Below are 13,477 nucleotides of genomic sequence, written 5' to 3'. Positions count from 1 at the left end.
ACAAGAAATTTAAAGGAATGTGAAACGTTTTTTCTATGAAAATTTTAATTGTAGAAGATGAAGAGATGATCCGTGAGGGGGTCAGTGATTATTTGACGGATTGTGGTTATGAAACCATTGAGGCGGCAGATGGGCAAGAAGCCATAGAAAAATTTTCCAGCTATGAAGTAGCCTTGGTTTTACTGGATATCCAAATGCCCAAGCTCAATGGCCTAGAGGTCCTAGCTGAGATTCGTAAAACCAGTCAGGTTCCTGTCTTGATGTTGACCGCTTTTCAGGATGAGGAATACAAGATGAGCGCCTTTGCCTCTCTGGCAGACGGCTATCTGGAAAAGCCCTTCTCCCTGTCTCTCTTAAAAGTGAGGGTGGATGCAATTTTCAAGCGCTACTACGATACGGGACGAACCTTTTCCTATAAGGATACTAAGGTGGACTTTGAGAGCTACAGTGCAAGCCTAGCAGGAGAGGAAGTGGCTGTTAATGCTAAAGAGTTGGAAATTTTGGACTATCTGGTGAAAAACGAAGGACGAGCCTTGACTCGATCTCAGATAATCGATGCCGTATGGAAAGCGACAGATGAGGTTCCCTTTGACCGTGTCATTGATGTTTATATCAAGGAATTGCGGAAAAAGCTGGATTTGGACTGCATCCTTACAGTGCGCAATGTTGGTTATAAATTGGAGCGAAAATGAAACGAACAGGTTTATTTACAAAGATATTTATCTACACCTTCTCGATTTTTAGTGTTCTGGTTATTTGTCTTCATTTGGCCATTTATTTTCTCTTTCCCTCGACTTATCTGAGCCACCGTCAGGAAACCATTGGTCAGAAAGCGACAGCCATTGCCCAGTCCCTAGAAGGGAAAGATAGGCAGAGTATCGAGCAAGTGTTAGACTTGTATTCCCAGACTAGTGATATCAAGGGGGCCGTTAAGGGCGAGATGACCGAGGACAAGTTAGAAGTCAAGGACAGTCTTCCTCTGGATACGGAACGTCAGACAACCTCTCTTTTTATCGAGGAGCGCGAGGTGACAACGCAAGACGGTGGTACCATGACCCTGCAATTTCTAGCTTCCATGGACTTGCAAAAGGAAGCAGAGCAGATCAGTCTCCAATTTCTTCCCTATACTCTGCTGGCATCCTTTCTAATTTCCCTCTTGGTGGCCTACATTTATGCTCGGACCATTGTGGCTCCGATATTGGAAATCAAGCGAGTGACCCGTCGGATGATGGAACTAGATACCCCAGTGCGATTGCGCGTGGATTCCAAGGATGAGATAGGTGATCTTAAGGAACAAATCAATAGCCTCTACCAGCATCTTTTGACTGTCATTGCGGACTTGCATGACAAGAATGAAGCTATTCTCCAGCTGGAAAAGATGAAGGTCGAATTCCTACGAGGGGCTTCTCATGAATTGAAAACACCGCTGGCTAGTTTGAAAATCTTGATCGAAAACATGAAAGAAAATGTCGGTCGTTATAAGGACAGAGACCACTATCTGGGAGTTGCCTTGGGGATTGTGGATGAACTCAATCACCATGTTCTGCAGATACTTTCTCTCTCGTCTGTGCAGGAATTGCGAGATGATAGGGAAGAAATTGACCTATACCAGATGACGCAAAGTCTAGTAAAGGATTATGCCTTACTAGCCAAGGAAAGAGAACTTCAAATTGAAAATGGTTTGAACCATCATCAGGCCTATCTAAATCCATCAGTCATGAAGTTGATTCTTTCTAACCTCATCAGCAATGCCATCAAGCATTCTGCTCCAGGTAGTTTGGTTCGTATTGGAGAGAGAGAAGGGGAACTTTTTATAGAAAATAGCTGCAGTCCAGAAGAACAAGAAAAACTAGCCCAATCTTTTTCTGATAATGCTAGTCGCAAGGCCAAGGGGTCTGGGATGGGACTCTTTGTGGTTAAAAGTCTATTAGAACATGAAAAATTACCTTATCGTTTCGAGGTGCAGGATAATCGTTTGACCTTCTTCATAGTTTTTCCAAAAGTCGCCCAAAACTAGAGAGGGAAAGGGTTTACACAGATGAAGCTAGAAGAAATTCAATCGAAACTGCGGGAAAAACTAGATTTTTTTGTCAAAAAGTGATAAAATGAACAATGTAAATGGGATGACCCATAAAAATATACAGGAGGCCTGATAAAATGGCAATCGTTTCAGCAGAAAAATTTGTCCAAGCAGCTCGTGACAACGGTTATGCAGTTGGTGGATTTAACACAAACAACCTTGAGTGGACTCAAGCTATCTTGCGCGCAGCAGAAGCTAAAAAAGCTCCAGTTTTGATCCAAACTTCAATGGGTGCTGCTAAATACATGGGTGGTTACAAAGTTGCTCGCAACTTGATCGCTAACCTTGTTGAATCAATGGGTATCACTGTACCAGTAGCTATCCACCTTGACCACGGTCACTACGAAGATGCACTTGAGTGTATTCGAGTTGGTTATACTTCAGTTATGTTTGACGGTTCACACCTTCCAGTTGAAGAAAACCTTGAAAAAGCTCGTAAAGTTGTAGAATTTGCACATGCAAATGGTGTATCAGTGGAAGCTGAAGTTGGTACTATCGGTGGTGAAGAAGACGGAATCATCGGTGATGGTGAATTGGCTCCAATCGAAGACGCTAAAGCAATGGTTGAAACTGGTATCGACTTCTTGGCAGCTGGTATCGGTAACATCCACGGTCCTTACCCAGCAAACTGGAAAGGTCTTCACCTTGATCATTTGCAAAAATTGACTGAAGCTGTACCAGGATTCCCAATCGTATTGCACGGTGGATCAGGTATCCCTGATGAGCAAATCCAAGCAGCTATCAAACTTGGTGTTGCGAAAGTTAACGTTAACACTGAATGCCAAATCGCATTCGCTAACGCAACTCGTAAATTTGCTCGTGACTACGAAGCAAACGAAGCAGAATACGACAAGAAAAAACTCTTCGACCCACGTAAATTCTTGGCTGATGGTGTAAAAGCTATCCAAGCATCAGTTGAAGAACGTATCGACGTATTCGGTTCAGAAGGTAAAGCTTAATCTAGCTAATCAATACAAAATGAAACCCGCCTGTGAAGGTGGGTTTTTTGTTTCTGGATATATACAGATTATACTGGAAAATTCTTTAACTTAAGTTGCTAAAAGAATGTAATTTTTTACAATGATTCTAAGACTACCCTTGGCTAATGAATATAACAGCTTTACGTCTGTTTTCAAAGGAAATCACTGTCTTTCCCAAAGTAAATTGGAACATATAATTTTTAGGAAGAGAGAGTATCTAAATTAATGATAGAATTTTTATTCAACACAATAATATGTTTTTCTAGTTTTGTGATCTAAGTATAAAAAGCATTCTAATTGATAAAGAAGATAAAAAATTAATAATAAAAACCAATAATAGTTGACTTTTTTGGAAGAAAATCTTAAAATAAGACTATAAAATTCAACGAGGTACTCTATGGAAAATTTACCAACCCAAATTTTTAAGTTTGCTCAAGTATTTTCAACAAGTCACAAGAGAGATATTGAGAAAATATTTTATGATAATGAGTTTGAAACTAAGAATAGTCAACCAATTTTAACTTGGGATTTTATTTATCGTGATATTGTAAATACCGCCAAAGTAAATGATTTAATATCACCCACTATGTGTATGGGGGCTCTGTGGACGGCAAAAGGAGTAATTATTGAGGGTGTTCTATATGTTTTTATGATGAAGAAAAGATTTGAAGATGTAACTGATAAATACGAAAAGCATCACTATCTTACTTGTATAGCACGTGCGAAAAATTCTCATTTAAATGGAAAAGAAGACGGTAAACTATCCATTGAATTATTTAATGATCTGGATGATGATGGGTTGAGTGATTTACAAATTGAACAAGCGAAGAAATTATTGGGAGATCATTATAATTCGATTGATGAGATTAGGGTTGTTACCTTTGATAAAAAAACTAAAGAAGTGATTGTTAATCAGGTAAATGCCTTTTGTGAATTTATTGATGCTGTAAATATCACAGAATTTGATTTTACAAAACTTGAAGAAGATGGACGTGGAAATAATCCTGAGAAACCTCTTGTTGCATTGAAATCTGACGTACAGAAACAATTGGAGTCACAAAAGCATGTCAGTCTTCCTGTTGAAAAGAAGGAAGAGAATACTAAACTATGATATTTTATATAACACAGGAGTAAATAATGCTTCAGATTAGTTTTAATGGTGCTCGCTTAAAAGAGGCAAGACTTTTTAACAAAAAAAGTATTACTCAGATTGCAGAGTTTTTAAACGTTTCAAAACAAATGGTTTCTAAATATGAAAAAGGAAGAGCAACGCCAAGTGAAGAATCGTTAGAAATATTGGAAAAGAAATTAAAGTTTCCGAGAGATTTCTTTTTTGGAAATGATAATTTTAGCTTAAGTTCTACAGGCACATTTTTTAGAAGTCGTTACACAGCGACTCAAACAGAAAAAATGCCTGCAGAAATAAATAAAAATTATGTTGCTTTAATAAGAGATTACTTGGGAGAATTTATTGATTTTCCAAATCTTGACTGGGGTCTTTCTGGTTTAGACTATACTCCACAAGAATACGCAAGCTACATAAGAGAGAAATGGGAACTTGGAGATAGACCAATTGATAACTTGTCGTTGTTGATGGAAGAAAAAGGTTTTGTTATTTCTAGAATAGACACTCAGAGTGATAAAGTTGATGCTTTTGGTTCAGCTGTTAAAGTAAATAATAATGAGTATTATGTTGTTATGTTAGAAGGGACAGAGTATTCATTTTATCGTCAGCAGTTTAGTTTAGCTCATGAATTAGGACATTGGTTAATGCATGAAAATTGTAAGTCGCCTCAAGACATGGGAGCAATTGAATATAAGCAAATGGAAGACGAAGCGAATGAGTTTGCGGCTGAATTTCTATTGCCAAAGGATTCGTTTAAAGCTTCTATCATTGGGCATGAAAATGATCTAGAGTACTACAGGTATCTAAAAAGAATTTGGCAAGTTTCAATTAGTATGATGATAATGCGTGCTAAGTCATTGAATATCATAGATTCTAATGAGTATACAAACTTGTATAAGAAACTTAGTTACAGAGGTTGGAGAAAAAATGAGCCCTTAGATTCAACAAAATTGATTAGCAATCCTCTATCTTTAAAACAGTCAGTAGAGCTATTAGTGGAAAATAGAATTATGATGGACATATCTGCTGATATTTATAGAGTATACAATAAATTGTTGCCTAATTTTTTAATTGAGGATTTATGCGGCTTAGAGGCAGGATATCTTGATGAACTGAATGATAGGTATCCAAATATTATTAGTCTTACTAAAGAAAGAATAAGAAGAACATAGAATAGTCCGAAGCATAATATGTGATTAAACATTTGTAGGGATTGTAGAATTAGGAGAACTATGGATATTGGTATTCGTGCTGATGGAATGACTACATCAGACTTTGAAAATTTTGCCATTGAAATTGTAAAGAAAAAATTTGATAATAGTAGTTTACATGGATTTAAGGAAGGAAGGGATGATGGTATTGACGGCATTGATGATATTGCTTCTCCGTCTCTCGTTATCCAAGCTAAACGCTGGCAGGTAACAAAAAATCATGCTACAGCTGTAAAACTTTTGAAAGAGGAAATTGATAAGATTGCTCTGACTAAAGAAAAATATGGTTGGAAAAATGATTTCAATTATGTTATTGTTACAAGTATGGGCTTATCTCCTGCAAACTTAAAGGAGATACGTGATTACGCAGATACAATAATTCCTAATGCTATTCCAACTGATGATTATATTATATTCTCTTCTACGTTAACAACTCTTTCCCAACATAAAGAATATAGTGAGATTTTTATAAAGTATGGATTGCTGGAGAAAGATATAACAAATGTTTTGAGAAATATTAAGTTGAAAAATATAGAAGCGGAATCAAAAGACTATTTTTCAGATTTTGATGCTCATTATTTTGTTGAAACACGTTTTCTAGGAGAAGCTTATCATATTTTACAAAGGGAGCATATTTTATTAATTCAAGGGCCAGCTGGAATTGGTAAAACAACAACTTGTTCAATGCTTGGAAATCTATTTTTAAATAATAATAAGAATATCTTTGATATCATTATGCGTAGAGTAGAAGATATTAATGAAGTTCTTAGATTATATAATGAAAATTATCGAGATAATGAGGATAGAAATCTTTTTGTCGTTTTTGATGACTTCTTGGGGCGTAATGAGTTTGATGTTGGAGAGAGGGTGTTACAAGATATAAAAAAATTATATTCGGCCTCTACTAACACCAATAACCTTTTTATTTGTTTAAACTCTCGTACTCAAATTCTTCAAGATGCAACATTGATAAATTTTGAGTTTCAAAAACTAATAAATGAAAAATTTTCAGAGGAAAGAAGATTTATTATTGATCTATCTAAGTATTCGGATATAGAAAGAGCTCATATCTTTAGGAAAGTTTTTGAACGAAAAGCAGATTATCTTGACATCGATGACAAGAAAGAACTTGTAGAAAAATATAACAATCTTATTGGAAAGGATTGGAAGAAAATTGTACGACACCGAAATTATTTTCCTAGGTCAATAGAATTAATAGCAAATAATTTCAAGGAAGCTAGCGGAAGTTTTTATGATTATGTAATGTATTATCTTGACCATCCCAATCAGCTTTATAATAATTTATTCGATAATCTGAAGATTGAAGAGAAATATTTGCTATTTTCTTTATTACAATTCGATGCTTATCCTGTTGAAGAAGAGTGGTTAATAAATTCACTTCATACTTTGGAACTTAATCCAATATTTGATTTTAAAAAATCGTTAAAAAAACTAGACGGCTCATGGCTAGCTTTTACAAAGGAAAGCTTTGACAGTATAAGTAAGGTGGACTTTTTTAATCCTAGTATTATTGACTTTTTAAATGATAAATTAAAAGAGTATCCCAATATAACCCAAAAATTAACTCAGAATTCTATTTATCTTCATCAATTATGTAAAGGATGTGGTAGTTATATTTTAGGTGAATTAACTGACACACAGGCTATGTTTTTTAGTAAACTATTAGCTAACTGGAACAACTTCAAAGATAAAGATGATTTTATTGGCGAAAAAATTCTATCCATTATATATTTAAATCAATTTTCAAAATTTAAGACTGATTTTGAGGAGTTGCTGAGAATATATGATGGGCGGAATAATTTAAATATTTATCAGAATGGGTGGAGTAATATTATTAGTCAGATTTATTTTTCTGATAATAAAGCAATGAAAAGAGTATTCCTGAGTATTCTTGATGATAAAAGTGTTTTAGATAAGCTAGTAAATAGTCCTTATCTTGATTCGGAAGAACTAGATGCTATTGTAAATACAATAAGTGAGATAATTTATGAGGTAAGTAAAGCAGATGATGATTATCAAGAAGGTTCTTTAAAAGAGATGTACTGCTATAGCGTTTTTAGACAGAAAAAAATTGAGTTACTCCAAGATTATTTAGACAGTAGCAGCACTTTGGAAAAGGAAGACGTTGATTGTACTAATGACCCAGATGGCTTTGATTTGGATTGGGAAGTTGAAGAACAAATATCAGAATTTGAAAATAGAATAACAGAGCAGTTATTAGGGGGGGTCTATGAATGGGATGATATCTCAGTAGAAAATTTTGATTATTCAAGTTTACAATACCATCTTGAAGAATATTTGCAGTGGAAATATGATAGCATTTCATACGCAGATGAAGCCTATGATAGATGGAGAGATTCTCAACTGGAAGAAAGGGTGACATTAGAAAGCATTTTAAACAAACCACTGTTATAGTTTAGAAAGTAAGGTGCTAGACTAATCTCAGAAGTCACTAGAATCTTACAGACACAACCTATTGTTTGTACAATAATATTCTGAAAAAATAAAATAATGTAGTATTGGCTTTTTAGTTTCATTCTTGTGTTTTAGTCTCCACATTTGTATTTCACAAAATCAGTTTACAAAAGGAAAATGAATTACTAACATCTAATGAATGTCTTTGATATCAGAAAACGATTTTACTTAGTTCACATGGGAATTTGATAGGAATACTACTACATCACTTTGATTCCAGTTTTGATTATTAAAAATGGGAGCAGATGACCTTTCCAGATTGTTTTCTAATTGATAGAAATGGGATTGTGAAAAGAATTATGAAAGATTAGTGCTTTAATTAAATAGTGAATCAGATTAATCAAAATAGTTTGATTTTTATAATTGGTAGCCTGCCTATGAAGGTGGGTTTTTTGTTTCTGGATATATACAGATTATACTGGAAAATTCTTAAACTTAAGTTGCTAAAAGAGTCTAATTTTTGTACAATAATGCTATGAAAACACTGAAAAAATCAGCCCTTGTCCTTCTTAGTTTCCTTATGTTGTTTTTAGTAGGGACATTTATCTTTCATCGTATCAGCTTAGAAAAGGAACAAGACTCTCTAACTCCTATGGGTAAAACTGTTCTCGTTAATGGGCACAAAATCAATGTTTACGTTGAGAGGGATGGTCCAGAGACAATAGTAGTTCTATCAGGTGCTGGAATTGCTTCACCTATATTAGATTTTAAGAATCTAACAGATTCCCTATCAAAAAAATATAAAATTGTCGTAGTAGAGAGAGCTGGCTATGGTTATAGCGAGGATAGTAATCAATCCAGAGATGTGATGCAGGTTCTTTCTGAAACTCGTCAAGTCTTGTCACAGGCTAATCTTTCAGGTCCATTTATCATCATATCACATTCAATGGCTAGTCTAGAGAGTCTGGCTTGGCAAGAGAAGTATCCAGATGAAGTGAAAGCCTTGATTGGTTTGGATTGGGCATTACCAGCAAGTTATGAGGATTTAAAGGATAATCAGGCCTTGCTTACTGTGGCTTATTGGAGCAGTAAGATTGGCTTATTACGCTATTTCCCTGAGTCCTTATATATAAAAAATCCAACTCTGACTGAAGCTGAACGACAACAATATAAATTACTAGCATATAAGCAGTTGATATCACAAGCCATGCTTCATGAATCCCGTTTGGCAAAGGAAAATGCCAAGAAAGTTCCCTCTAGCATCAATCCGAAAATTCCCACCTTATTACTGGTGTCTAACGGTGAAGGCATGACCTTTAGCCAATCAGAATGGCAGCATTATGCAGAGAAATTTTCTAGTGACCAGTCTAATGTTCAAGTCATCTATATGGATGTGCCTCACGAACTTTATCATTATCAAAGTCATGAACTTATTTCTCGCATTAAAGAATTTTTAGAGAATAATTGAGGGCTTAAAAATCCATTGAGACTGATGACAATAATTGAAAGGTAATGACTTATGAATAATTCTTATATTTTACTTAGACATGCTCATTCAAAATTTTCAAGTGATGATTTTAATAGAACTTTGTCAGAAAAAGGATTTTCATCTCTTGACCAGTTAGAGTTTTTGAATTCTTTTAATATTGATCATTATTTTTCTAGTCCTTATAAACGAGCATTTGAAACGATTAATAGCTCGCCAATTCAATTTGATAAAATAGTTCTTGATAATCGGTTACGAGAGCGAAAATTATCTTCAACCTTTATAAAAGATTCTGAGTTTGAAGACAGTATTAAATATTTATGGCAAAATCCCAGTGAATCTCTTTCAGAAGGGGAATCAAATCAAGATGCACTAGCTAGAGTACTAAATTTTTTAATGGAATTGGAAGAGAGATACTCAGAAAAAACGATTTTACTTAGTTCACACGGGAATTTGATAGGAATACTACTACATCATTTTGATTCCAGTTTTGATTATGAAAAATGGGAGCAGATGACCTTTCCAGATTGTTTTCTAATTGATAGAAATGGGATTGTGAAAAGAATTATGAAAGATTAGTTCTTTGATTAAATAGTGATTCTTATTGATCAAAATAGTTTGCCTTTTTACAATTCGTAGCCTGCCCCTAATGGCAGGTTTTTTGGTGTTTTAAGGAAACTATCAAGCCAGAATTTTTGAATAAAAGTATTATTTTAAGAGAGGAATCTCTAATTTTATAAACTTTAGGCAAACGCTTGCATTCTGTTTTTTATTGGACTATAATAGGTTGGTATAAAGCCTTTTGTAGTAATAAAATGTAGAAGGTATAGAAAGTAAGGATTTAGAAGACTTGTAGTCAAAAATACAATGTTGCTATTCCTTGCATAGGGAGATAGATATGGCAATGATAGAAGTGGAACATCTTCAGAAAAATTTTGTGAAGACTGTTAAGGAACCGGGCTTGAAGGGGGCTTTGCGCTCCTTTATTCATCCTGAAAAGCAGACCTTTGAAGCGGTCAAGGATTTGACCTTTGAGGTCCCAAAAGGACAAATTTTAGGATTTATCGGGGCTAATGGTGCTGGGAAGTCGACAACCATTAAAATGCTGACAGGGATTTTAAAACCGACATCTGGTTTTTGTCGGATTAACGGCAAGATTCCCCAGGACAATCGCCAAGATTATGTCAAGGATATTGGAGTGGTCTTTGGGCAAAGAACACAGTTGTGGTGGGATTTGGCTCTACAAGAGACCTACACGGTCTTGAAGGAGATTTATGATGTTCCAGACTCGCTCTTCCACAAGCGCATGGACTTTTTGAATGAAGTCTTGGATTTGAAGGACTTTATCAAGGACCCCGTGCGGACTCTTTCACTGGGACAACGGATGCGGGCGGACATTGCAGCTTCCTTGCTTCACAATCCTAAGGTTCTCTTTTTAGATGAGCCGACCATTGGGTTGGACGTCTCGGTCAAGGACAATATTCGTCGGGCCATTACTCAGATCAATCAGGAGGAAGAAACCACCATTCTCTTGACCACTCACGACCTGAGCGACATTGAGCAACTCTGTGATCGGATTTTTATGATTGATAAGGGGCAGGAGATTTTTGATGGAACGGTTAGCCAGCTTAAGGATACATTTGGCAAGATGAAGACTCTCTCCTTTGAACTGCTACCAGGTCAAAGTCATCTAGTTTCTCACTATGAAGGCTTTTCGGATATGACAATTGATAGACAAGGGAATAGTCTCAACATTGAATTCGATAGTTCACGCTACCAGACAGCTGACATTATCAAGCAAACCCTGTCTGATTTTGAAATCCGCGATTTGAAGATGGTGGATACGGATATTGAAGATATTATCCGTCGCTTCTACCGAAAGGAGCTCTAAGATGATCAAATTGTGGAGACGTTATAAACCCTTTATCAATGCAGGTGTTCAGGAGTTGATTACTTACCGAGTCAACTTTATTCTTTATCGGATCGGCGATGTAATGGGTGCTTTTGTGGCCTTTTATCTCTGGAAGGCTGTCTTTGATTCTTCGCAAGAGTCCTTGATTCAGGGCTTTAGTATGGCAGATATCACCCTCTATATCATTATGAGTTTTGTGACCAATCTTCTAACTAGGTCCGATTCTTCCTTTATGATTGGAGAGGAGGTCAAGGATGGTTCCATTATCATGCGCTTGTTGCGACCAGTGCATTTTGCGGCTTCTTATCTCTTTACCGAGCTTGGGTCAAAGTGGTTGATTTTTATCAGTGTCGGTCTTCCATTTTTAAGTGTCATTGTTTTGATGAAAATCTTATCTGGGCAAGGGATGGTAGAAGTGCTGGGATTAACTGTCCTTTATCTTTTTAGCTTAACGCTAGCCTACCTGATCAACTTTTTCTTTAATATCTGCTTTGGTTTTTCAGCCTTTGTGTTTAAAAATCTTTGGGGTTCCAATCTACTCAAGACTTCCATAGTGGCCTTTATGTCTGGAAGTTTGATTCCCTTGGCTTTCTTTCCAAAGGTTGTTTCAGATATTCTGTCCTTCCTGCCTTTTTCATCCTTGATTTACACTCCGGTCATGATTATCGTTGGGAAATACGATACCAGTCAAATTCTTCAAGCGATTTTGCTACAGTTCTTCTGGCTTATAGTGATGGTGGGCTTGTCTCAGTTGATTTGGAAACGAGTCCAGTCATTTATCACCATTCAGGGAGGTTAGGATGAAAAAATATCAACGTATGCATCTGATTTTTATCAGACAATACATCAAGCAAATCATGGAATACAAGGTTGATTTTGTGGTAGGTGTCTTGGGAGTCTTTCTGACTCAAGGCCTGAACCTCTTGTTTCTTAATGTACTCTTTCAACACATCCCTTCGCTAGAAGGTTGGACCTTTCAAGAGATTGCCTTTATCTATGGATTTTCCTTAATTCCAAAGGGATTAGATCATCTCTTTTTTGACAATCTATGGGCTCTAGGACAGCGCTTGGTGCGAAAAGGGGAGTTTGACAAGTATCTGACTCGTCCCATCAATCCCCTCTTTCACATCTTAGTTGAGACCTTTCAGATTGATGCCTTGGGCGAACTCTTGGTCGGTGGTATTTTACTGGGAACAACCGTAACTAGCATTGCTTGGACTCTCCCAAAATTCCTGCTTTTCCTAGTTTGTATTCCTTTTGCGACCTTGATTTATACTTCCTTGAAAATCGCGACAGCCAGCATCGCTTTTTGGACCAAGCAATCAGGTGCTATGATTTACATTTTCTATATGTTTAATGATTTTGCTAAGTATCCGATTTCGATTTACAATTCGCTCCTTCGATGGTTGATTAGCTTTATCGTGCCATTTGCCTTTACGGCCTACTATCCTGCTAGCTATTTCTTGCAGGACAAGGATGTAATCTTTAACATCGGAGGTTTGATGTTGATTTCTCTGGTTTTCTTTGTCATTTCCCTTAAACTTTGGGATAGGGGCTTAGATGCCTACGAAAGTGCAGGTTCGTAAATAATAGAATATCAAAGCCTTGTCTCAGGACAGGCTTTTTTTAATAGAGATGAAAATTTCTTGACACCTATTCTCAGAGTGCTATACTGTAAGTGTAATCGCCGATTTAGCTCAGTTGGTAGAGCAAGGCACTCGTAAAGCCTAGGTCACAGGTTCAAACCCTGCAATCGGCAAAGAGAAGAAACTCATTCTACTGGGTTTCTTTTTTTCTTAATTATTTAACCACTTAGACTAAGATAGAGACCAGATAGACAAAAGAGCTTGTTCTTGAAACTGACCTCTGCTATAATGATTTTTGTAAGAGATGTGAGGCGTCACTATCAGATAACTCAAGTTCATAAAAAAGAAATTGGAGATAAAAAATGAAAAAATTATTAGGGATTATATTTTTAGTAGCAGCAGCGACAGTAGTGTATTTTGGTTCTGTAGGCTGGCCAAGTTTAAATGTCAACCTCTGGTCATTGATTCCGGTAGGGCTGTTCCTCTTTTTCACTCTAGAGAATCTTTTGAAAAAAGATTACAAGGCTAGTCTGATGTGTTTGATTATTGCCTTTATCATCGCCAATGCAATTTTGGACCTTTTACCAATGTCAAGTGGCTTGGTAATTGGAGCGGGTGTACTAGCTTGTGTAGGTATTGGTTATCTTTTTCCTGATAAAG

12 protein-coding genes and 1 tRNA gene are annotated in these 13,477 nt (G+C 36.2%); all 13 read left to right on the top strand.

Annotated elements, in window-relative coordinates; genetic code table 11:
• Positions 1-35 precede the first annotated feature (35 nt).
• Complete coding sequence (gene vncR, locus QM409_RS06130) at positions 36-692, top strand: response regulator transcription factor VncR (protein ID WP_414305331.1); 657 nt, start codon at positions 36-38, stop codon at positions 690-692.
• Positions 689-2,017: a sensor histidine kinase VncS gene (gene vncS, locus QM409_RS06125; protein WP_414305332.1), complete on the top strand. Its 1,329-nt coding sequence runs from the start codon at positions 689-691 to the stop codon at positions 2,015-2,017. The genes vncR and vncS overlap by 4 nt, the downstream gene beginning before the upstream one ends.
• A gap of 140 nt (positions 2,018-2,157) precedes the next feature.
• Entirely contained in the window at positions 2,158-3,039 is an 882-nt protein-coding gene (locus tag QM409_RS06120) for a class II fructose-bisphosphate aldolase (protein WP_023946263.1), read from the top strand.
• A 418-nt stretch (positions 3,040-3,457) separates the two neighbouring features.
• Entirely contained in the window at positions 3,458-4,171 is a 714-nt protein-coding gene (locus tag QM409_RS06115; protein WP_070842668.1) for a DUF5986 family protein, read from the top strand.
• Positions 4,172-4,197: 26 nt separating this feature from the next.
• Positions 4,198-5,358 carry an XRE family transcriptional regulator gene (locus QM409_RS06110; RefSeq protein WP_070842669.1) on the top strand — a complete coding sequence of 387 codons (1,161 nt, stop codon included), beginning with the start codon at positions 4,198-4,200 and terminating at the stop codon, positions 5,356-5,358.
• A gap of 60 nt (positions 5,359-5,418) precedes the next feature.
• The gene (locus tag QM409_RS06105) at positions 5,419-7,833 is read left to right on the top strand and encodes an ATP-binding protein (RefSeq protein ID WP_070842670.1); all 2,415 of its coding nucleotides are present in this window, start codon (positions 5,419-5,421) and stop codon (positions 7,831-7,833) included.
• Positions 7,834-8,368: 535 nt separating this feature from the next.
• Positions 8,369-9,301 carry an alpha/beta fold hydrolase gene (locus QM409_RS06100; protein ID WP_414305333.1) on the top strand — a complete coding sequence of 311 codons (933 nt, stop codon included), beginning with the start codon at positions 8,369-8,371 and terminating at the stop codon, positions 9,299-9,301.
• A 51-nt stretch (positions 9,302-9,352) separates the two neighbouring features.
• On the top strand, positions 9,353-9,898 hold the full coding sequence (locus QM409_RS06095; RefSeq protein ID WP_061408643.1) for a histidine phosphatase family protein: 546 nt from the start codon (positions 9,353-9,355) through the stop codon (positions 9,896-9,898).
• Between the two features lie 319 nt (positions 9,899-10,217).
• The gene (locus QM409_RS06090; protein WP_033686800.1) at positions 10,218-11,210 is read left to right on the top strand and encodes an ABC transporter ATP-binding protein; all 993 of its coding nucleotides are present in this window, start codon (positions 10,218-10,220) and stop codon (positions 11,208-11,210) included.
• 1 nt (position 11,211) lies between these two features.
• Positions 11,212-12,030, top strand: a complete 819-nt coding sequence (locus QM409_RS06085; RefSeq protein ID WP_414305334.1) for an ABC transporter permease — start codon at positions 11,212-11,214, stop codon at positions 12,028-12,030.
• Between the two features lies 1 nt (position 12,031).
• Positions 12,032-12,817, top strand: coding sequence for an ABC transporter permease (locus tag QM409_RS06080; RefSeq protein ID WP_414305335.1), 786 nt, complete (start codon positions 12,032-12,034; stop codon positions 12,815-12,817).
• 100 nt (positions 12,818-12,917) lie between these two features.
• Positions 12,918-12,990 (top strand) — tRNA-Thr (locus QM409_RS06075).
• A 189-nt stretch (positions 12,991-13,179) separates the two neighbouring features.
• Positions 13,180-13,477, top strand: a 298-nt coding sequence (locus tag QM409_RS06070; protein ID WP_414305336.1) for a hypothetical protein, incomplete at its 3' end; no start/stop codon positions are given.

Source organism: Streptococcus mitis (assembly GCF_047465045.1).
Classification (GTDB): Bacteria; Bacillota; Bacilli; order Lactobacillales; family Streptococcaceae; genus Streptococcus; species Streptococcus mitis_DT.
Note: the sequence above shows the minus strand (reverse complement) of the source record. Positions and strands in the feature narration are given on the sequence as shown.

Excerpts from the sequence above, each read along its gene's own strand:
- vncR (WP_414305331.1), top strand. The coding sequence starts at position 36 with ATGAAAATTTTAATTGTAGAAGATGAAGAGATGATCCGTGAGGGGGTC.
- vncS (WP_414305332.1), top strand. The coding sequence starts at position 689 with ATGAAACGAACAGGTTTATTTACAAAGATATTTATCTACACCTTCTCG.
- QM409_RS06120 (WP_023946263.1), top strand. The coding sequence starts at position 2,158 with ATGGCAATCGTTTCAGCAGAAAAATTTGTCCAAGCAGCTCGTGACAAC.
- QM409_RS06115 (WP_070842668.1), top strand. The coding sequence starts at position 3,458 with ATGGAAAATTTACCAACCCAAATTTTTAAGTTTGCTCAAGTATTTTCA.
- QM409_RS06110 (WP_070842669.1), top strand. The coding sequence starts at position 4,198 with ATGCTTCAGATTAGTTTTAATGGTGCTCGCTTAAAAGAGGCAAGACTT.
- QM409_RS06105 (WP_070842670.1), top strand. The coding sequence starts at position 5,419 with ATGGATATTGGTATTCGTGCTGATGGAATGACTACATCAGACTTTGAA.
- QM409_RS06100 (WP_414305333.1), top strand. The coding sequence starts at position 8,369 with ATGAAAACACTGAAAAAATCAGCCCTTGTCCTTCTTAGTTTCCTTATG.
- QM409_RS06095 (WP_061408643.1), top strand. The coding sequence starts at position 9,353 with ATGAATAATTCTTATATTTTACTTAGACATGCTCATTCAAAATTTTCA.
- QM409_RS06090 (WP_033686800.1), top strand. The coding sequence starts at position 10,218 with ATGGCAATGATAGAAGTGGAACATCTTCAGAAAAATTTTGTGAAGACT.
- QM409_RS06085 (WP_414305334.1), top strand. The coding sequence starts at position 11,212 with ATGATCAAATTGTGGAGACGTTATAAACCCTTTATCAATGCAGGTGTT.
- QM409_RS06080 (WP_414305335.1), top strand. The coding sequence starts at position 12,032 with ATGAAAAAATATCAACGTATGCATCTGATTTTTATCAGACAATACATC.